The following is a 21,685-nucleotide window of genomic DNA, read 5'->3' as shown; positions in this document are numbered from 1 at the left end:
CGTGCGCCGTTCACCCTCGCAACCGCCGGCCATCCCCGGGCTGCGGTTCGAACGACAGCTCGGAGCGGGTGGGTTCTCCGACGTCTTCCTGTACGAGCAGCAGTTGCCGAGGCGTCAGGTCGCCGTCAAGGTGCTCCTCGCCGAGCACCTCAGCGAGCAGACCCGTGAGGCCTTCGTCGCCGAGGCGAACCTCATGGCGCAGCTCTCCGCGCACCCCTACATCGTCACGATCTACACGGCGGACGTCGCCCCGGACGGACGACCATACCTCGCGATGGAGTACTGCGCGGGGCCGAGCCTCGCCGAGCAGGCGAAGCTGCGGCGGTTCGCCGTCGCCGATGCGCTGCGCACCGGCGTCCGCCTGGCCAGTGCGGTGGCGACCGCCCACGCGGCCGGCATCCTCCACCGCGACATCAAACCGGCCAACGTGCTCACCAACGCGTACGGCTGGCCGGCGCTGACCGACTTCGGCATCTCACAGGCCGTCGAACTCGAGGTTCCGACGAACGCCGGCCCCGGGCGCCCTGGCGACGTCGGTTCCACCGGTGCCTCGGGCACGCAGACGGTCGGTCTCTCCATCCCCTGGTCGCCGCCCGAGATGTTCGAGGACGAGCCGCATCCGGACGTGCGGTCCGACGTGTTCTCCCTGGCGGCGACGGTCTACACGCTCCTCGCCGGGCGGACGCCGTTCGAGATCCCCGGGCAGTCGAACGGTGCGGCCGACCTCATCAGCCGGATCGAGCGCGGGACCATCACGCCGCTCGGGCGCGACGACGCACCGGCTTCCCTCGTCGCGACGCTGCAGAAGGGCCTCGCGAAGGACCGCGCCAACCGTTTCGAGAGCGCCGTCGACTTCGCGCGGGCGTTGCAGCGCGTCGAGATGGAGCTGGCGTACGCGCCGACGCCCATCGACATCCCGAACCTCGTGCAGCCGCAGTCGCAGACCCCCCGACCGGACACGTCCAGCAGTGCGTCGGACGAGACGCGGGTCCGACAGGTCCCGACGGTCGAGGCCCAGCCACGTCCCGGCGTGCCGAGTGTGCAGCCTCCGGTCGGCGACGAGACGGTGGTCCGCTCGGCGGGACCGCTCGTGCAGCCGATCCAACCGTCGGCGCCGATCACCGTCGGAGCGGCCTCGGCGCCTTCCGAGACGATCCGCCGCGACCGCCTCGAGACCGCCGCCGCAGGTCCGGCGGAGGACCCCGATGCTGATACGGACGGACGAGGCGGACGTCGCCGACTGACCCGCCTCCTCGTGGTGGGCGGCGTCGCGGTGCTCGCGGTCGGTGGGATCGCGGCCGGGATCATCTGGCAGGGCGCGGCCGCCGACCCGAAGCCGACCGCCGCCGCGACCGGGGCGCCGATCCAACTGAGCGACGTCCCCTCGCCGAAGCCGTTCGGGGTGAACATCAGCGAGGACGGCAGCGTCGTCACGTTCATCTGGGACAACCCGGATCCGCAGGACGGCGACTCGTACATCTACCAGGTGACGAGCAGCGGCAAGAACTCGCCGAAGGTACCGACCTCGACGTACGCGGTCGATCTGAAGCCGAGTGCTCCGGGCGCGCAGTTGTGCATCGAGGTGGTGATCGTCCGGGGCGGCGTCACCTCGCCCGATCCACTCGAGATGTGCTCGCAGCAGTAGCGGGACGGACGCACGGGGAGCGACACGATGACAGATATCAGGGGGACTGGGCGATGAGCATGGACGAGGCGACGGACACGACGACGACGAAGACGGCGGTGCGCGTCGAGTTCTGCGGCGAGGAGTACGCCGTGGACGCACGCAAGCCGTTCCTGATCGGGCGCGAGGGCGACCTCGTCGTCGACGAGAACCCCTTCCTGCACCGCACCTTCCTCAGTGTCACCTTCGACGCCGGGCTCTGGTGGCTCACGAACATCGGGAACACCCTCTCCGCGACGGTGACGGACACGACCGGCAACGTGCAGGCGTGGCTCGCGCCCGGCGCGCGGCTCCCGATCGTGTTCCCCGAGCTGCAGGTGCTGTTCAGTGCGGGGACGACGACCTACGACTTCACGATCACCTCGGATCTCGAGTACTTCAGTCCGTCGCAGCTCTCGACGACCACCGCCGGGACCACGACCGTCGGTCCGATCCACCTGACGAGCAGCCAGCGCCTCCTCATCGTCGCCCTGGCCGAGGACGTCCTGCGTCAGGCGTCGCCCGGCCGCGGTGAGATCCCGGCGTCTGCGGCCGCCGCCGCCCGCCTCGGCTGGAGCCAGACCACCTTCAACCGCAAGCTCGACAACGTCTGCGACAAGCTCGACAAGTTCGGGGTGCAGGGGCTGCGCGGCGGACCAGGCAAGCTCGCGACCGGACGTCGCGCACGACTGGTCGAGTACGCCGTCTCGACCAGGCTCGTCGACGCCAGCGACCTGCCGCTCCTCGACCATGCCGACCAGGCGGGCGTCGACGGGGGACGACCAGCCTGAGGTTGACCCCCGCAACCGTTTTCCAGACGGCACTTGTTTGTTAGAGTGACTCCGCGTTTGCAGCGCGGTGCGTGGACCGTGCCTTGACCGAACATCACCTGGGGGATCGTGAGCAACTGGAGCGCCTGGCTGCGCAAGCGCAAGACCGCGGCCTCCATCACGGCACTGTCGGTCCTCGTCGCCGTACCGGTGACCGCTGCACTCATCCACCAGGGCTTCCCCGTCACCGAGGTCGACCTCGAGTCCCGCGACGTCTGGGTCACCAACGGTGAGTCCCTGCTCGCCGGGCGCCTCAACGACCAGATCTCCGAACTCGACGGAGCGGTCTCGACGGCCTCCAACAACGCCGACGTGCTGCAGGACGGCGACGACGTCTTCCTCCAGGACAAGGCGCTCTCCTCGCTCGAGCGCATCGACCCGGCGTTCACGAGTCTCATCCAGCGCGTCTCGCTGCCGACCGGCGCGACGGTGCACTACGGCGGCGACCGACTCTCGGTCGTGGCGGGGGAGACCGGCAAGCTCTGGTCCGTCGACGCCGCTGGGGAACTCCGGTTCGACCCCACGGAAACGAAACCGATCGTCTCCATCGGCAAGGCCGGTCAGGCGGTCGTCACCTCGACGGGCACCATCCTCGCGGTGGCACCGGCGAAGGGGATCCTCTACCGCATCCTGCCCGACGGCACGAAGACCGAGTCGAAGCTCCCGAAGCTCGACGAGTACCAGCTCAGTGCGGCCGGTGAGCAGGCGGTCATCCTCGACCTGAAGTCCGGCGACCTCGTGAAGCAGGACGGCTCCATCGTCGAGCTGCCCGGCAAGCCCTTGAAGATCCAGGAGCCGTCGGCCTCCGACGACGCTGCCGTCATCGCGACCGGCGACTCCCTCGTGCGCATCCCGCTCGGTGGCGGCGACCCGGAGGTGCTCGACGCGGACGTCGTCACCGAGGCGACGAGTGCGGCCGAGGTCACGGCCCCGGTCAACCTCGACGGCTGCATGCACGGTGCGTGGGCCTCCTCCAGCCGGTATGCCGCAGAGTGCGCCGACAAGAAGCCGGTCATCGCCGACATCAACCCGGAGACCGTCGGGCAGCAGCTCGTCTTCCGGGTGAACCGCTCGGTGATCGCGCTCAACAACGTCCAGACCGGCAACTCCTGGCTCGTGCAGGCGAACATGCGCCTCGTCGACAACTGGGACGAGGTGACGCCTCCGCAGGAGGAGGACGGCGAGGACGGCGACGAGAAGGCGTCAGAGCAGTCCTTCGAGGACACCCTCGCCGAACGGACCGAGGAGAACCGGCCGCCGATCGCCCGCGACGACGCGTTCGGCGTCCGCCCGGGCCGCGCGACGGTCCTGCCGCTGCTCGACAACGACTCCGACGCGGACGGCGACGTCCTGACCATTCAGAACTTCGGCGACATCGGTCCCGAGACCGGCAAGCTGGAGTACATCGACGGCAAGCGGGCATTGCAGTTCACGCCCGCAGAGGGCTTCGTGGCCGGGACGACGTCGTTCCGGTACTCGGTCAACGATGGACGGCCGGGTGGCGTGGCCGAGGCGAACGTGAGCATCGCCATCAAACCGCCCGAGGTCAACGAGCCGCCCACGTCCCATCGCGAGGCCGCCGTGTCTGTCGAGGCCGGGCAGACGGTCACCTACAACGTGCTCGCCGACTGGCGCGATCCCGACGGTGACGACATCTTCCTCCAGTCGGCCTCGCCGGCGTCCGGCGACCTCGTCCGCTTCACCCCGGACGGCTTCGTGACGTTCACGCACGCCTCGCCCGAGATGGGCCCGCGCGACGTCAAATTCGTCGTGTCCGACGGCGTCACCTCGGCGGAGGGGACGCTCAAGGTCGACGTGCAACCCGCCGGCGCCCTCAGCCCCATCGGTACACCGGACTTCGTCTCGACCTTCGTCGGCGAGTCCGCACAGGTCCTGCCACTCGCGAACGACCAGTCACCGAGCGGTGCGCCCCTCGGTCTCATCGGTGTCGAAGCCCTGCAGGGCGGACTCGTGTCGTCGCCGAGTCTCGAGAAGCAGTCGGTCACCGTCTCGTCGAACGAGCCGGGCACCTACTACCTGAAGTACACGCTCGGTGCCGGCATCGCCTCGAGCATCGGGCTCATCCGCGTCGACGTGCTGGAGAAGCCCACCGACGTGCAGCCACCGGTCGCCGTGAAGGACGAGGGCTACCTGCGACCGAACGAGACGATCACGATCCCGGTCCTCGCGAACGACGAGTCGCCGGGCGGTCAGGTGTTGGCGCTCCAGTCCGTCGACGTGCCGGACGAGTCCGCCTCCCTCTCCGTCGAGGTCCTCGACAGTGCCGTGGTGCGCGTCTCCTCCTCGGCACCGCTCGAGGGACAACTGCAGTTCACCTACACGGTCTCCGACGGGACCTCCTCGGCGACGGCGGCGGTCACCATCGTCCCCGTGCCGCCGTTGCCCAAGCACCAGGCTCCCGTGGCCAGCGACGACGCGGTCGTCGTGCGCGCCGGCGACATCGCCAACGTCGCGGTACTCGAGAACGACTACCACCCCGACGCGGCCGTGATGCTGGTCGACCGCGAGCTGGTCGACGTGCCGACCGCCGGCCTGGCCTTCGTCGACGACGACGAGGTGCGGTTCCAGGCGCCGACCGAGCCCGGCACCTACACCGCCACGTATCGCGTGTACGACACCTTCGGCGAGGCCGACACGGCCACGGTGACCTTCAACGTGGTCGGCGAGGACAAGAAGAACAACCAACCGCCCGTCCCGCAGCTGCTCACCTCCCGGGTGTTCGCCGGTGCGACGGTCCGCGTGGACGTCCCGCTCGACGGTCTGGATCCGAACGGCGACTCGGTGGTCCTCGACGACATCGCCTCCGCGCCCCTCCTCGGTCGCGTCATCGAGCAGGGGAGCACCTGGTTCGTCTACGAGGCGGCCCCGGACTCCTCCGGCACCGACACCTTCCAGTACCGGGTCAAGGACACCTACGGCGCGGTCGCAGTGGGCACGATCAAGATCGGCGTCATCGGGCGTCCCGAGGTCGACGGGCAACCGAACGCGGTCGACGACTACATCGAGGTGCTGCCCGGCAAGGTCGCCTCGGTGCCGGTGCTCTCCAACGACTCCGATCCGAACGGCTACAAGCTCAAACTCGAGCCGAAGCTGCTCTCGGTGGACGACGGCCTCACCGCCGAGGTCAGCAAGAGTCGCGTCGTGATCGAGGTGCCGGACGAGGAGGCCTTCTTCACCGTCCGATACCAGATCACCAACGGCAAGGGCGGGATCGACAGCGCCTACATCCAGGTCAAGGTCACGAAGGACGCGAAGCCCCAGTTCCCCGAGGCCGACGACCACGTCCTCGAGGACGCCGACATCGTCGGGAAGAAGACCGTCGACATCGACGTGCTCGACGGTGCGCAGAACCCCGGGGGGCTCGTGGACGACCTGCAGCCGAGCCTCGAGGGTGCGAACGCGCCGTCCGGCGAGGTGCGCGACGGTGGCACCATCCGGGTCACCCTCACCGACCGACGCCAGGCGATCGCCTACCGGTTGACGGATCCCGTCACCCAGCTGAGCGGCGCGGCGTTCATCATCGTGCCGGCGGCGACCGACGGTGAGCCGCCTCGGATCAAGAGCCCCCTGCCCGAGCAGATCGTCAAGGTCAACGAGACGCGGACCTGGAAGCTCTCGGAGATCACCGAGGCGCCGTCCGGGAAGCCCGTCACCATCGCCTCCGAGGGCAGCGTCGTCAACTTCCGGGGCAACGGCACGTCGAGCTACGTCGACGACGCCACGATCACCTTCACCCCGGCCAAGGACTACCGCGGACCGGCGTCGGTGAGTTTCGAGGCGACCGACGGCCGGGACAGCAAACTGCTCACCCTGCCGATCACGGTGGGTGACCCGGACCTCGAGGACGTCCCGCCGACGTTCACGCCGCCGACGGTGACGATCGAGGCCGGAGAGGCACCCATCACGGTCGACCTGCGGGCGTCGAGCGACCACCCGAACCCGAAGATCCTCGCAGCCCTCACCTACCAGGGCTTCGGCGGGACCACAGCGGGCGTCCAGGGGAACCTGTCGGGCTCGCAGGTGACGATCTCCGCCCCGCAGGGCACCCAGCCCGGCACCTCGGCGACGCTCACCTTCACCGTGAACTACAAGGAGTACTCCGTCCCGGGGTCCGTGAACGTCCGCGTCGTGTCGTCGACGAGGCCGCTCCCGCGTGCCATCGACGACCGCGTGGAAGAGGGCCGGAAGAACAAGGCCGAGTCGATCAACGTGCTCGCCAACGACTACAACCCGTTCCCCGACACGCCGCTCAAGATCCTCGACGCCACGGTAGAGAGCGCCCCGGCGGGTGGAGCGACGGCCACGGTGTCCGGGAGCTCGGTCACCGTCACGCCCGGTTCGTCCAAGAGCGGGACCGTCAGCGTCATCTACACGGTCCAGGACGCGACGAACGACCCCAACCGACGAGTGCAGGGCCGCATCACCGTCATCGTGAAGGACGTCCCCGATCCGCCGTCGCTCAGTCTGAAGACCGCGAAGAGCGGCAAGATCACCGTCGTCGTCGGCGGTTCGCCCGCGAGCAACGGCGCGCCCATCGAGTACCACGCGGTGAAGTGGAGCGGCGGCGGGGAGAAGCAGTGCGCCCCGGGGAACGACTGCACCTTCGACGTCACGAACGGGCAGAGCTACACCTTCTCCGCCTACGCGCACAATGCCGTCGGCAACAGCGCGGACTCCGAGACGGTCACGGCCACCGCATACGGCGTCCCGACCGCGCCGCAGAACGTGTCGCTGCGGGCATCCGGAGATGCCCCGGCGACCCTCACCATGCAGTGGGCGAGGCCAGCGGATGACGGTGGACAGGTCACGAGCTACAGCTGGCGGATCATGAGCGGTTCGAGCACCGTGAAGACGGGGACGACGGGGAGCACCAGCGATTCCGTCGGCGGCATCGGCGCGGGCACCTATCAGGTGTACGTGTCCGCGACCGGGCCCGGCGGAACCGGCCCGGAGGGCGGACCGGCGGAGGCCACGGTCAAGGATCCGCCGCCGCCGAAGCCCAGCGGCTCCCTGTTCAAGTCCGGGGGCGCGCATGCCTGTCAGAGTGGCGGCACCGGCTGCTACGACGTCGGTGTGAACTACCAGAACGTGCCCCAGGGCAATTACACCGTGGACATCACCCGCGATGGACGCGCGATCGGCACGTCCATGAACGTGACCGTCGGTGGTAACGGGAGCTTCACGCACCACAACCATCTCGGCGTCATGACCGGCGGCGAGACCATCGCCGCGACGTTCCGGAACAACGCCACCGGTGAGACGTTCACCATCGGCTCGATGTCCGGCTCGGCCTGGAACAACCTCTAGAACCACAACGACCTTCACTTCACGGAGAGCACACCCATGACTGTCACGCAGGAACAGGCCACCTGGTTCGCCGATGCCTTCGGCAAGCTCGTCGGCAACGTCGAGCAGGCCATCCTCGGCAAGGAGCACGTCATCAAGCTCGTCGTCACGGCCATGCTCTCGGAGGGCCACGTGCTCCTCGAGGACTACCCGGGCACCGGCAAGACCGTGCTCGCGAAGGCCCTCGCGAACACGCTCGACGGCACGAGCTCGCGCATCCAGTTCACGCCGGACCTCCTGCCGTCCGACGTCACGGGTGTGACCATCTACGACCAGGGCAAGGGCGTCTTCGAGTTCCACAAGGGACCGATCTTCGCCTCGATCGTGCTCGCGGACGAGATCAACCGCGCCTCGCCGAAGACGCAGTCGGCGCTCCTCGAGGTGATGGAGGAGGGCATCGTCACGATCGACGGCACGAGCTACGAGGCCGGCAAACCGTTCATGGTCATCGCGACGCAGAACCCGATCGAGCAGGCCGGGACGTACAAGCTGCCCGAGGCGCAGCTCGACCGGTTCCTCATCAAGACGACGCTCGGCTACCCCGACCGCCAGACCTCGGTGAACCTGCTGCTCGACGCCTCCAACCGGGCCCGCGCGACGAAGGTGCAGCCGATCATCGGCTCCGACGCCGTCATCACGATGGCGCAGCTCGCGACCGAGGTGCACGTCGACGGCAGCATCCTCGAGTACGTCGCGGACGTCGTGGCGGCCACGCGGGACGACCAGGACGTCGCCCTCGGCGTCAGCATGCGCGGTGCCCTCGCGCTCGTGCGCGCCGTCAAGACGTGGGCCATCTCGCAGGGGCGCACCTACGTCACCCCCGACGACGTCAACGACCTCGCGCAGGCCGTCCTCGCGCACCGCATCATCATCGACCCCGAGTCCGACTTCGCCGGCGTGACCGCGCAGGACGTCGTGGCCCGGGTCCTCGTCAGCATCGCTCCGCCGGCGTACCGCGCAGCATGAGCGAGACCCTCGAGCAGCGCGCCGCCGCCGCGCCGGACGGATCCGACCCGGTCCGCACGGCGACGGTCGGCGCGCCTGCCGAGACGAGCCCGGACGGCCCCGACGCGCACGACGACGGTGGGCCGGTCCCGGCCCGACGGCCGAACCCGGTCCGCGGCCTCGTCGACGGCGTGGGCGCCGTCGTCGTGCCCTGGGTCAGGGTCGCCTGGACGGCGGCGCAGCCTGTGCTCACCGTGGTCAGCGGCCTCGGCTGGGTCGTGCTGGCGATCGGCGTCATCGCGACCGTCGCAGGCTTCATCCTGGGGTGGGCGGAACTCGTCTTCCTCGGCTTCGTGCCGCTGGCCGCGTTGCTCGCCTCCGTCGCCTACCTCTTCGGACGGTCGACCTTCCGCATCTCCATCCACTTGAACCCCAGCCGGGTCACCGTCGGGGAGCGCGCGATCGGGCAGGTCCTCATCGCCAACCCCGGCAACCGTGCCACGACGCCCACGCGCCTCGAGGTCCCCGTGGGCTACGGCCTGGCGGAGTTCGCGATCCCGGCCATCCCGAAGGACGGCGAGCACGAGGAGTTGTTCGCCGTACCGACGAACCGGCGAGCCGTGATCCCCGCCGGGCCCGCTGTCTCGGTCCGCGGCGACCAGCTCGGTCTGTTGCGTCGCGAGGTGCGTTGGACGGAGCCGGTCGAGCTCTTCGTGCATCCCGAGACCACGCGCCTCCACCCGACGGCCGCCGGTCTCATCCGCGACCTCGAGGGCCTCGTCACGAAGACCATCACCAACAACGACATCTCCTTCCACGCCCTCCGCGGATACGTCGCCGGCGACGACCGCCGTTACATCCACTGGAAGTCGTCCGCGAAGACCGGCCAGCTCATGGTCCGGCAGTTCGAGGAGACGCGGCGGTCGCAGCTCACCATGGTGATGACGACCGACTCCCGCTACTACGCCGAGGACGAGGACGAGTTCGAGTTGGCGGTGTCGCTCACCGCGTCCATCGCCACCCAGGTGATCCTCGACCAGGTGCCGATCAGCGTCGTGACCGATCGACTCGCGCTCCGGACCCACACGGTCACGTCCTTCCTCGACGACAGCTGCCGGCTGCAGCTCGCCGAGGGCACCTTCGACACCCCGCGCACCTTCGCCCGGGAGACCACGAAGCGCCTGCCGGCACCGAGCGTCGTCATCATCGTCGCCGGTTCGCGACTCGAGGCACAGGAGTACCGGGGGATCCAGCGTCTCTTCGGTCCCGACGTCAACGTGTTCGGCATCCGCGTCGAGCGCGGCGCTCGAGCCAGCATCAAGGACGTCGCCGGGATGAACGTCATGACCGTCGGGGCGCTGAGCGACCTCGCCAAGGTCATGTCGAGGGCCCTGTGAGCGGGGTCGACGAGCGCACGACGGTGCGCCCCGGGCGCGTTCCCGGCTCGGCGGCGGACGTCGACGTCCAGGGCATCGTTCCGACCTTCACCGCGCCCTGGCCGTTGCCCGGCCGTTCCTGGATCGACCTCGCGGTCGTCTTCGTCCTCGCGGCCCTCGGTCTGCTCGGCTTCGGAGCGGCGCTCAGTGGCACCGGGTTCCTCCTCGCGGGCCTCGGAGGCCTCGCGCTCGGCATGGCGGTGGGCGTCGCCTCCCACGCCCTCCGGCTGAACGCCCTCCTGACCGGCCTCTCGACCGTCCTCGTCTTCTACGTCTTCGGCAGTGCCCTGGCGATGCCGTCCGTGGCGACGTTCGCGGTCCTCCCGAACCTGCGGACCCTGGGCGGGATCAGCATCGGCGCGGTGTTCGGGTGGAAGGACTTCGTCACTCTGCAGACCCCGCTGAGCGCGCCCGCGTACATCATGACCCTGCCCTACGTCGCAGGGCTGCTCGTCGGCGTCGTCTCCGCCGTGCTCGCCGTCCGCTGGCTGCCGCGCCGTCCGCAGGTCGCCGTGCGCTGCGCGATCGTGCTCGTCGGCCCGACCGTGCTCTACGCCCTCGGCGTCCTCCTCGGCACGCAGACGCCCTTCCTGGCGGCCGTCCGCGGGATCGCGTTCGCGCTCATCGCCCTCCTCTGGCTCGGCTGGCGGCCGGGTGCCGGTCGTGGCGAGAACGCGGCAGCGTCGACCACCGCCGTCCTCCGTCGCAAGAAGATCATCGGCACGGCGGTCCTCGCCGCGGTCGCGGTCGTCGTCGGCGGCGGTGCGGCCGTCGTCGCCTCGCCTCCCACGGACTCACGGTTCGTCCTCCGCGAGGTCGTCACCCCGCCGTTCGACCCCCTGGAGTACCCGAGCCCGCTCGCCGGGTTCCGCGAGTACACGAAGGACCTCGCCGAGACGAAGCTCTTCACCGCGACCGGCCTCGAGCCGGGGGATCGGATCCGTCTGGCGGCCATGGACAGCTACGACGGCCGTCTGTGGACCGTCTCCGGGCCCTCCACGGCGACCGACGGTTCCGGTGCCTTCGAGCTCGTCGGCGACCACCTCCCCGCACCCCAGCTCATGACACCGGGGAGCAACCGACGGGTGTCAATCGACATCACCGGTTACGACGACATCTGGGTGCCCAGCGTCGGGTACCCGAGCGCGCTCACCCTCGACGGCAAGGCGGCGGAGCGATCCGAGGACATCCGCTACAACGCCGAGAGTGGCGCGGCCGTCATCACCTCGGGCATCGGCACGGGTGACGACTACGAGGAGCGGACCACCACGCAGGCGGTCCCGAGCGACACGGCCCTCGCGACGACGCCGACCGCAGCGGTCGAGCTGCCGCCCGTCACGAACATCCCGGACATCGTGGTCGCGAAGGCCTCGGAGTTCGTCGGCGCCGAGACGACCCCCATGGCCCAGTTGCGGCGGATCGAACAGACCCTCCGCACCACCGGGTTCCTCAGCCACGGGCTCGCCTCGGACAGCTCTCCGTCGCGCGCCGGCCACGGTGCCGACCGGATGTCGGAGCTCTTCACCCGCACACCGATGGTTGGCGACGAGGAGCAGTACGCCTCGGCGTTCGCGCTCATGGCACGCTCGCTCGGCTACCCCGCGCGGGTCGTCATGGGCTTCGCACCCGAGGTGACCGAGGGCCAGGGTTCTGTGCAGGTCGTCGGGGACGACGTGACGGCGTGGGTCGAGGTGCCTTTCGAGGGCTACGGCTGGGTCGCGTTCTCGCCGACCCCCGATGAGACCGAGATCCCGCAGGACCAGGACCCGAAGCCGAAGACCGAGCCGCAGCCGCAGGTGCGTCAGCCGCCGCGCAGCGACAACCTCGACGACAGCCTCCTCACCGAGGCCTCGATCGACGACGGCGACGACAAGGACAAGAACGACGGACTCGTGATCCCGGAGTGGGTGTGGTGGCTCGCGCTGATCGTGGGTGTCCCGGTGTCGCTGTACGTCATCCCGCTCCTCGCCATCTCGGGTGCGAAGCGTCGGCGGACGAAGCGTCGCCGCGCGGGCGGTGGTGACCGCAGTGCGGCCGGTGCGTGGGACGAGCTGATCGACCGCTACGCCGAGCTCGGGTACTCGGTGCCTGCGGCCGCGACGCGGTCGACCACGGCGTCCGTGCTCGGAGCCCAGGAACCGGCGGGCGCGACCACGCTCACCGCGCTCGCGGGGACGACCGACGACGTCGTCTTCTCCGGTCGTGACGTGGACGACACGACGGCCGACGAGCTGTGGCAGCGGTCGGAGGCCGAGGCGTCACGGGCGCAGGGAGCGCTCGGCTGGTTCGCCCGCCAGCGGAGCCGGTTCCGCTACCGCGCGAAACGCGGTCTCGTGAGTCGGCTGCAGCCGTCCGGTTCGCTCGTCCGTCGAGCGGCACGCGACCAGCGCGCCACCGGAAGTCGCTGAGGTCGTTGCGGCCACCGAGGCACTACCCTCGGTGAGTATGGAGCGCTCGCTCGAGACCAGTGTGAGCCAGGCCGTCGACGCCTGGCTCCGGTGGTTGCCGCGCTGGCACCCCGCCGCACACCGTGGACGCACCCGGATCTGCCGCCGGTGCATCGGATCCCCGATCCTCCGCGCAGCAGGCCTCGTCGACGACGTGCCGCACCAGGTGCAGCACGGCCTCGCCACCCGGATGAAGGCCCTCGTCGACCACGCGGTGGCGGAGTACACCGAGCGGAACCTCCCCGTCCTTCGTGCCGAACTCCGCGCTGCCGACCTGCGCGAGGCGCAGCGCTCCTACCGTCCGGGGGAGGGGCTCGACCCGGAGTTCGACGGCCTGCAGCTCGACCCCGATCCGGATCCGGAGCAGCCCTACCTCTTCACCCTCGCGGAGCTCGGCGAGTCCCAGGCGAGGACCGTTCCACCACCCCCGCCGTTGTCCGACGACGCGAAGGAGGCGCTGCGCACCGAGATCGCCCTCGCCGACCAGTGCGCGAACGAGACCGGGCGCCGCATCTGCGAACTCCTCGTCGGGCACCGGCTCGCCATCCACGACGCCGTCGAACGGTACGTCGAACCGCAGGTCGCCGCACTCCTCGACGACCTCGCGCTCGAGCTCGATTCCCCCACCTCGCCCTGGTAGTCGTCGGGGCTCACCCGGACGCAGGAGGGGAGATCTCCCCATCGTGCTGTCCGACACCCGTCACTATACTTTCGAGCACTTGTCATCAGCACGATCCATGCTCATTGGGGGCGCAACACCATGACCGATCCCGGAGATCAGAACCCGCAGCAGCCCCAGTGGCAGCGACCGCCCGCCCAGCCCGACCCGCAGCAGGGATGGCAGGGCAACGGCCCGCAGCAGTCGGGTTCGGGCCAGCAGCAGGCGGGCCAGTACGGACAGCAGTCGCCGTACGGACAGTCGCCGACCCAGCCGTCCGGGCAGTACGGGCAGCAGTCCGGCCAGTACGGTGAGCAGTCGTCCGGCCAGCACAGCCAGCAGACGGGCCAGTACGGCCAGCAGTCCGACCAGTACAGCCAGCAGACCGGTCAGTACGGTCAGACGGCGCAGTACGGCCAGCAGCCGACCGAGCAGTTCGGTCAGCAGGGCACCGGTCAGTACGGCCAGCAGCCCACGGGACAGTACGGTCAGCAGCCCACCGAGCAGTACGGTCAGGCGCCCTACGCGCAGGGCGCCGGCGGGTATGGCGGCGGCCAGCAGCCGCCGAAGAAGAAGCTCTCGAAGAAGGGGCTCACCGGCATCATCGCCGGCGGCAGCGCCCTCCTCCTCATCATCGTGGGTGGCGTCGTCGGTGTCACCGTCGGCAACGCGCTCCACGCCCCGCAGGTGACGGTCGAGAGCTACCTCGACGCCCTCAAGTCGGGTGACGCCGAACAGGCGCTCAAGCTCTCCGGCACCGAGGTGTCGGCGGCCGACGTGCTCCTGACGGACGACGCGTACAAGGCCGCGTCCGGCAAGGTCTCCGGCTACACGATCGGGAAGACCACGACCAACGGGAACACCGCGACCGTCCAAGCCCGCCTCACCCAGGGTGGCGAGAGCGTCGACCAGGAGTTCACGCTCACCAAGGTCGGCAAGGACGCCGTGCTCTTCGACAAGTGGAAGCTCGAGGCTCCGGAACTCAGCACGGTCCAGGTCGACGTGGTCGCCCCTGAGGACGCGGTGGCGACGGTCGGCGGTGTCGACCTCACCGACGTCGAGCCGATCGCCGAGGGGTCGTACCAGCTGCGTGCACTCCCCGGCACCTACGACGTCGCCCTCAGCGAGAGCGACTGGTACACCGCCGAGGCGACCACCACGACGGCCGTGGGCTTCGGTCAGGCCGCGGAACCCGCGACGCTCGCCGTCGCCCTCACCGACGCCGGGACGACCGCCGTCGAGGAGGCCGTCAACGCGTACATCGACGGCTGCGGCGCCGCGACGGAGCTCGCCCCCGAGGGGTGCCCCTTCGAGATCCGCAACGACACCGGCTTCACGCCGTCCGGCGTGACCTGGAAGTTCGACACGCGCCCGACCTTCACGGTCGGCGAGTTCTCGGGCGGCGGCTGGGCCGTCGACTCCGAGACCGTCGGGCGCATGTCGATGACGTGCACGCTGACCGACCCGGCCACCGGCCAGACCGGCCCGGGCTACAGCATCAACCCGGTCGACTTCATCGTCGGCGGCACGGTCGAGGGCTTCACCGACGAGGGCGCGACGTTCGTCCCCTTCCCCTAGACCGACAGCTGTACGACCCCTGGGAGCACTGCTCCCGGGGGTCGTCGTCGTTTGACCACAGGCCCTCCGCGGGCTAGTCTTGGTTGGGTGTGCGCGCTGTCGTGCGCTCTCGTGCTGTCCACGTTCTCCGGAGCCTGGCTCGGGGGAGCGGACAGCAGTCTTGCACCATCGGGTTGATCCCCGCCGGGCTGGTCCCGGTTGCAGATCGCCCCCACGGCATACCCACCACTTCAGTGACGTGCACTCGCGCGTCACCGGTGGGTCCATACGACCTCGTGGTCCGGGAGACCGGTCCACGAATGCTGCAGTACCACTGTCACCGTGCAGTCATCATCAAGGAGCAAGTAGTGCCAACCATTCAGCAGTTGGTTCGGAAGGGCCGCAGCCCCAAGGTCGTCAAGACCAAGGCGCCCGCCCTGAAGAGCAACCCCCAGCAGGCCGGCGTGTGCACCCGCGTGTACACCACCACCCCGAAGAAGCCGAACTCGGCGATGCGCAAGGTCGCCCGCGTGAAGCTGCGCAACGGCACCGAGGTCACCGCGTACATCCCCGGTGAGGGCCACAACCTCCAGGAGCACTCGCTGGTCCTGGTCCGTGGTGGTCGTGTGAAGGACCTCCCGGGTGTCCGTTACAAGATCGTCCGTGGCGCCCTCGACACGCAGGCCGTCAAGAACCGCAAGCAGGCTCGCAGCCGCTACGGCGCGAAGATGGAGAAGAAGTAATGCCTCGCAAGGGTCCAGCTCCGAAGCGTCCCGTCGTCGCCGATCCCGTCTACGGCGCCCCCATCGTCAGCCAGCTCGTCAACAAGATCCTGCTGGACGGCAAGAAGGGCCTCGCTGAGCGCATCGTCTACGACGCACTCGAAGGCGTCACCGCCAAGAACCAGGGCGACGCCGTCGTCACGCTCAAGAAGGCGCTCGACAACGTCCGCCCGACGCTCGAGGTGCGTTCGCGCCGCGTCGGTGGTTCCACCTACCAGGTGCCGGTCGAGGTCAAGCCTCACCGCGCCAACACCCTCGCTCTGCGCTGGCTCGTGAGCTACGCGAAGGGCCGCCGTGAGAAGACGATGACCGAGCGTCTCCAGAACGAGATCCTCGACGCATCGAACGGTCTCGGTGCAGCCGTCAAGCGTCGTGAAGACACGCACAAGATGGCCGAGTCGAACAAGGCGTTCGCGCACTACCGCTGGTAGTCGCCGCCCGATGCGAGGGCGGACGATCCGTCCGCCCTCGCACACCTGAGTGAATCAGCTCACCCCTACCTATCCCCGGAGGACCCCGTGGCACAAGACGTGCTCACCGACCTGAACAAGGTCCGCAACATCGGCATCATGGCCCACATCGATGCCGGCAAGACCACCACCACCGAGCGCATCCTGTTCTACACGGGCGTCAACCACAAGATCGGCGAGACCCACGACGGTGCGTCGACGATGGACTGGATGGCGCAGGAGCAGGAGCGCGGCATCACCATCACGTCCGCCGCGACGACCTGCTTCTGGAACAAGAACCAGATCAACATCATCGACACCCCCGGCCACGTCGACTTCACGGTCGAGGTCGAGCGTTCGCTCCGCGTCCTCGACGGCGCGGTCGCGGTGTTCGACGGCAAGGAGGGCGTCGAGCCCCAGTCCGAGACCGTCTGGCGTCAGGCCGACAAGTACGACGTCCCGCGCATCTGCTTCGTCAACAAGATGGACAAGCTCGGCGCCGACTTCTACTTCACCGTCGACACGATCATCAGCCGTCTCGGCGCGAAGCCGCTGGTCATCCAGCTGCCGATCGGTGCCGAGTCCAACTTCGAGGGCGTCGTCGACCTCGTCGAGATGCGTGCGCTGACCTGGCGCGGAGACGCCAAGGGTGACGTCGAGATGGGCGCCAAGTACGCCATCGAGGAGATCCCGGAAGACCTCAAGGAGAAGGCGGCCGAGTACCGCACCGCGCTCCTCGAGGCCGTCGCCGAGACCGACGACGCACTCATGGAGAAGTACTTCGGTGGCGAAGAGCTGACCGTCGCGGAGATCAAGGCCGCGATCCGTCACCTCACCATCACGAGCACCATGTACCCGGTCCTCTGCGGCTCCGCGTTCAAGAACCGCGGCGTCCAGCCGATGCTCGACGCGGTCATCGACTACCTCCCCTCCCCGCTCGACGTCCCGGCCATCGAGGCCCACGACGCGCGCGACGAGGAGAAGGTCGTGGAGCGTCACCCCGACTCGACCGAGCCCTTCACCGCGCTCGCGTTCAAGGTCGCGGTGCACCCGTTCTTCGGTCGCCTGACGTACGTCCGCGTCTACTCGGGTCGTCTCGACTCCGGTGCGCAGATCATCAACTCGACCAAGGGCAAGAAGGAGCGCATCGGGAAGATCTTCCAGATGCACGCCAACAAGGAGAACCCGGTCGACTTCGTCACCGCCGGTCACATCTACGCGGTCATCGGCCTGAAGGACACCACCACCGGTGACACCCTGTCCGACCCGCAGCACCAGGTCGTCCTCGAGTCGATGAGCTTCCCGGAGCCCGTCATCGAGGTCGCGATCGAGCCGAAGACCAAGGCCGACCAGGAGAAGCTGGGCACCGCGATCCAGAAGCTGGCCGAAGAGGACCCGACGTTCCGCACCGAGCAGAACACCGAGACCGGCCAGACGGTCATCAAGGGAATGGGCGAGCTCCACCTCGACATCCTCGTCGACCGCATGAAGCGCGAGTTCAACGTCGAGGCCAACGTCGGCAAGCCGCAGGTCGCGTACCGCGAGACCATCAAGCGCAAGGTCGAGAAGTACGGCTACACGCACAAGAAGCAGACCGGTGGTTCGGGTCAGTTCGCGAAGATCCAGTTCGATCTGGAGCCGATGGACGTCACTCCGGAGACGACCTACGAGTTCGTGAACGCCGTGACCGGTGGTCGCATCCCGCGCGAGTACATCCCGTCGATCGACGCCGGTTTCCAGGACGCCCTGCAGGTCGGTGGCCTCGCCGGCTACCCGGTCGTGGGTGTCAAGGCGATCATCACCGATGGTGCGGCGCACGACGTCGACTCCTCGGAGATGGCGTTCAAGATCGCCGGCTCGATGGGTCTCAAGGAGGCCTACTCGCGTGCCAACCCCGTCCTCCTCGAGCCGCTCATGGCGGTCGAGGTGCGTACTCCCGAGGAGTACATGGGCGACGTCATCGGAGACCTCAACTCGCGCCGTGGACAGATCCAGTCCATGGACGACGCCACCGGCGTCAAGGTCATCCGTGCCAACGTGCCGCTCTCCGAGATGTTCGGCTACATCGGCGACCTCCGGTCGAAGACCTCCGGTCGTGCCGTGTACTCGATGACGTTCGAGAGCTACGCGGAGGTCCCGAAGGCTGTCGCCGACGAGATCATCCAGAAGAACAAGGGCGAGTAGTCACTCACTCTCTCTTCACCGCGGTCCGGCCGGGTGTGCGAACACCCGGGCGGATCGCGTAACATGAATACACATCCCTGCAGTGCGTCGGGCATCGAATGGTGCCCGGCGTCCCGCACAACGTCCTGAGGAGGACTCACAGTGGCAAAGGCCAAGTTCGAGCGGACCAAGCCGCACGTCAACATCGGTACGATCGGTCACGTCGACCACGGCAAGACCACGCTCACCGCGGCGATCTCGAAGGTCCTGGCGGACAAGTTCCCGTCCGCGACCAACGTGCAGCGCGACTTCGCGTCGATCGACTCCGCGCCGGAAGAGCGTCAGCGTGGTATCACGATCAACATCTCGCACGTCGAGTACGAGACCCCGAAGCGCCACTACGCGCACGTCGACGCCCCCGGTCACGCCGACTACATCAAGAACATGATCACCGGTGCTGCGCAGATGGACGGCGCGATCCTGGTCGTCGCCGCCACTGACGGCCCGATGGCTCAGACGCGTGAGCACGTGCTGCTCGCCAAGCAGGTCGGCGTGCCCTACCTGCTCGTCGCGCTGAACAAGTCCGACATGGTCGACGACGAGGAGATCCTGGAGCTCGTCGAGCTCGAGGTCTCCGAGCTCCTCGCCTCGCAGGGCTTCGCTGAGGACGCACCGGTCGTCCGCGTCTCGGGCCTCAAGGCGCTCGAGGGCGACGAGAAGTGGGTGCAGAGCATCCTCGACCTCATGGACGCCGTGGACGCCAACGTCCCCGACCCCGTGCGCGACAAGGACAAGCCCTTCCTCATGCCGATCGAGGACGTCTTCACGATCACCGGTCGTGGAACCGTCGTCACGGGCCGCGCCGAGCGTGGCACGCTCGCGATCAACTCCGAGGTCGAGATCGTCGGCATCCGCCCGACGCAGAAGACGATCGTCACGGGTATCGAGATGTTCCACAAGCAGCTCGACGAGGCATGGGCCGGCGAGAACTGTGGTCTCCTGCTCCGTGGCACGAAGCGTGAAGACGTCGAGCGCGGCCAGGTCGTCGTGAAGCCGGGTTCGGTCACGCCGCACACGAACTTCGAGGGCACCGCGTACATCCTGTCCAAGGATGAGGGTGGGCGTCACAACCCGTTCTACGCGAACTACCGTCCGCAGTTCTACTTCCGCACCACCGACGTCACCGGCGTCATCACCCTGCCCGAGGGCACCGAGATGGTCATGCCCGGCGACACCACCGACATGACCGTTGAGCTGATCCAGCCCATCGCCATGGAGGTCGGCCTCGGTTACGCCATCCGTGAGGGTGGCCGCACCGTCGGCGCCGGCACCGTCACCAAGGTGCTCGCGTAAGCATCCGCTGACGCGAACCCCTGATCGACCTCAGGGTCGACACGGTTCCACACGAAGGGCCCGGAGCATTTCGCTCCGGGCCCTTCGTCGTTCCTGCTGTCGGCCGATTAGCGCCCCGGGGACTCATATGTAAGATATCGGACGACCCATTCTGTATCGAGCCGCCCGAGGTGACCGTGTCCCGTTCGTCCATCCGTCCGCGTCGTCTGTCGCGCCCACGTGTCCTGATCCCGGGCGTCTTCGTCCTGTCCATCCTGCTCGGCATCGTCGGAGCCACCGTGTCGGCGGCGGTGGAGGCCATGTCCGTCCGGGACGATCTCGCTTCGGTCCTGCCTGAGATCGAGGCGATCCGAGCGGGCGTCGATGGCGTCGGCACCGACGCGATCGATCCCGACGGCGTGCAGCGTGCCGGCGATGCGGTCGAGCGGGCCCTGGCGTCGACGCAGCGGCCTGACTGGTGGCTCGCGGAACGCGTGCCCGTCTCCGGGGCCAACTTCGAGGCGGTGCGCACGGCCGTCGAGGCGGCGCACGTCGTCGTCGACGAGGTCGTCGAGCCGGTCCTCGGCCTGTCCCTCGACGGACTGGCGGTCGACGGACGACTGGACGCGGCGCGGGTGGGGAGCATCGCACGCACCTCGGCGCGTGCGCTGGAGCGGCTCGAGGAGCAGGTGGCGCGCCTCGACCGCCTCGACCACTCGGTGCTCCTCCCGCAGGTGGCGTCGGCGCTGGTCGGGCTCGACGGTCCGCTGCGCGAGGCGTCACCGCTCGCTACTCGGCTCGCACCGGTGCTTCGGGCGCTGCCCGGGTTCCTGGGGGAGGACGGGCCGCGAGACGTGGTCGTCCTGTTCCAGAACTCGGCGGAGAGCCGAGCCCTCGGGGGCATCGCGGGAGCTTCGGTGCTCGTGCACATCGAGGATGGGGTGCTCAGCGTGACGAGGACCCTCGGCGGCGCGGACTTCGTGTCGCACGCCGATCCGGTGGTGCCCCTCCCGGCCGATGCCGACGCGCTCTACCGGACCGAGGGATACGCTACCGCGGGCACCTCCATCCATGAGGTGACGGCGAGGCCGGACTTCCCCTACGGTGCGCAGGCGGCCTCCCGGCTGTGGCAGGAGAGTCAGGGCGTCACGCCCGATCTGGTCCTCGCCGTCGACCCGGTCGCGTTGTCCCACCTGTTGCGAGCGACCGGACCCGTGGTCCTCGCCGACGGTACGGAGCTGTCGAGCGACACGGTGGTCGACGAACTCCTGAACGGTGTGTACCGGGATCACCCCGGTCTCAGCGACGAGGCGAACCGCGCGCAGGACGCCACCTTCACCGCCGTCGTCCAGGCGCTCACCTCGCAGCTGCAGGCGGGGTCCATGTCGGTCCCCCGGGCGATCGGCGGCTGGGTGCAGGCGGTCGACGAGCGGCGTCTGCTCGCCTGGAGTCCCGACCGCGTCGAGGAACGGGCGTTGGTGCTCGCCGGGGTCGGCGGCGGCCTGCCCGAGCGTTCGTCCCGTTCGGTGCCGTTCGGGCTGTACCTCTCGGACGCGGTCGGCTCCAAGCTCGAGTACTACCTCCGACAGCAGGTCCGTGTCCGTGCGGGCTCGTGCGACGTCGACGGGACTCGCACAGTGATGGTCGCGTCGGAACTCTCGAACACGATCGACACGGAGTCGGAGCTCGACACGGAGGCGTTCGACTACATCGCGGGGTTCCACGAGCGTGAGGGGCTCCCTCGTGGTTGGATGCGCCTGCGGGTCATGGCCTACGCGCCCGACGGTGCCGACATCCGCTCGGTTCGCGTGGACGGCACCGAGGTCCCGTACACGGCCGGGTCGGACGACGGACGCCCGGTGGCCTACATGGTGGTGACGATCGCGCCGGGCGCGACGGTGACGCTCGACGTCGATGCGGACGTGTCCGGTGCGACGGTCGACGCCGTGCGGTTCCTGGGCACTCCGGGGGTGCGTCCGGTCGAGGTCGACAACGTCGTCGAGCTCTGCTGAGCAGCGGCGCCTCGGTGCTCGGGACGCCCGAGACTGGGCGGATC

At 68.8% G+C, this 21,685-nt stretch carries 13 protein-coding genes; all 13 read left to right on the top strand.

Annotation, left to right across the window (positions count from 1 at the left end; genetic code table 11):
* The first annotated feature begins 1 nt into the window (after position 1).
* The 13 genes from A4X17_RS16385 to A4X17_RS16325 all read left to right on the top strand — a co-directional run bounded on the left by A4X17_RS16385 (position 2) and on the right by A4X17_RS16325 (position 21,641).
* Positions 2 to 1,645 (top strand): serine/threonine-protein kinase, encoded by a 1,644-nt coding sequence (locus A4X17_RS16385; RefSeq protein ID WP_064296714.1) that lies wholly within the window; start codon positions 2 to 4, stop codon positions 1,643 to 1,645.
* A 53-nt stretch (positions 1,646 to 1,698) separates the two neighbouring features.
* The gene (locus A4X17_RS16380) at positions 1,699 to 2,454 is read left to right on the top strand and encodes a hypothetical protein (protein WP_231884419.1); all 756 of its coding nucleotides are present in this window, start codon (positions 1,699 to 1,701) and stop codon (positions 2,452 to 2,454) included.
* Positions 2,455 to 2,562: 108 nt separating this feature from the next.
* Positions 2,563 to 7,821, top strand: a complete 5,259-nt coding sequence (locus A4X17_RS16375) for an Ig-like domain-containing protein (RefSeq protein WP_064296712.1) — start codon at positions 2,563 to 2,565, stop codon at positions 7,819 to 7,821.
* Positions 7,822 to 7,857: 36 nt separating this feature from the next.
* Complete coding sequence (locus tag A4X17_RS16370; protein WP_064296711.1) at positions 7,858 to 8,826, top strand: MoxR family ATPase; 969 nt, start codon at positions 7,858 to 7,860, stop codon at positions 8,824 to 8,826.
* Entirely contained in the window at positions 8,823 to 10,202 is a 1,380-nt protein-coding gene (locus tag A4X17_RS16365) for a DUF58 domain-containing protein (protein WP_082916229.1), read from the top strand. Before A4X17_RS16370 ends, A4X17_RS16365 begins: the two co-directional genes overlap by 4 nt.
* On the top strand, positions 10,199 to 12,649 hold the full coding sequence (locus A4X17_RS16360) for a transglutaminase-like domain-containing protein (RefSeq protein WP_064296710.1): 2,451 nt from the start codon (positions 10,199 to 10,201) through the stop codon (positions 12,647 to 12,649). Before A4X17_RS16365 ends, A4X17_RS16360 begins: the two co-directional genes overlap by 4 nt.
* 37 nt (positions 12,650 to 12,686) lie before the next feature.
* Entirely contained in the window at positions 12,687 to 13,328 is a 642-nt protein-coding gene (locus A4X17_RS16355) for a hypothetical protein (RefSeq protein WP_064296709.1), read from the top strand.
* A gap of 120 nt (positions 13,329 to 13,448) precedes the next feature.
* A complete protein-coding gene (locus tag A4X17_RS16350; RefSeq protein ID WP_064296708.1) occupies positions 13,449 to 14,924 on the top strand; it encodes a hypothetical protein in 1,476 nt (491 codons plus the stop codon).
* Between the two features lie 347 nt (positions 14,925 to 15,271).
* Positions 15,272 to 15,646, top strand: a complete 375-nt coding sequence (gene rpsL, locus A4X17_RS16345) for a 30S ribosomal protein S12 (RefSeq protein ID WP_056008169.1) — start codon at positions 15,272 to 15,274, stop codon at positions 15,644 to 15,646.
* The gene (rpsG, locus tag A4X17_RS16340; protein WP_064296707.1) at positions 15,646 to 16,116 is read left to right on the top strand and encodes a 30S ribosomal protein S7; all 471 of its coding nucleotides are present in this window, start codon (positions 15,646 to 15,648) and stop codon (positions 16,114 to 16,116) included. Before rpsL ends, rpsG begins: the two co-directional genes overlap by 1 nt.
* A gap of 87 nt (positions 16,117 to 16,203) precedes the next feature.
* Entirely contained in the window at positions 16,204 to 18,318 is a 2,115-nt protein-coding gene (fusA, locus tag A4X17_RS16335; protein ID WP_064296706.1) for an elongation factor G, read from the top strand.
* Positions 18,319 to 18,459: 141 nt separating this feature from the next.
* Positions 18,460 to 19,650, top strand: a complete 1,191-nt coding sequence (gene tuf / locus A4X17_RS16330; RefSeq protein ID WP_064296705.1) for an elongation factor Tu — start codon at positions 18,460 to 18,462, stop codon at positions 19,648 to 19,650.
* Between the two features lie 170 nt (positions 19,651 to 19,820).
* Positions 19,821 to 21,641 (top strand): DUF4012 domain-containing protein, encoded by a 1,821-nt coding sequence (locus A4X17_RS16325; RefSeq protein WP_064296704.1) that lies wholly within the window; start codon positions 19,821 to 19,823, stop codon positions 21,639 to 21,641.
* Positions 21,642 to 21,685: the final 44 nt, after the last annotated feature.

The sequence above is a fragment of the Plantibacter sp. H53 genome (assembly GCF_001650455.1).
Lineage (GTDB): Bacteria > Actinomycetota > Actinomycetes > Actinomycetales > Microbacteriaceae > Plantibacter > Plantibacter flavus_A.
This window is presented reverse-complemented; position numbering and strand designations above follow the sequence as displayed.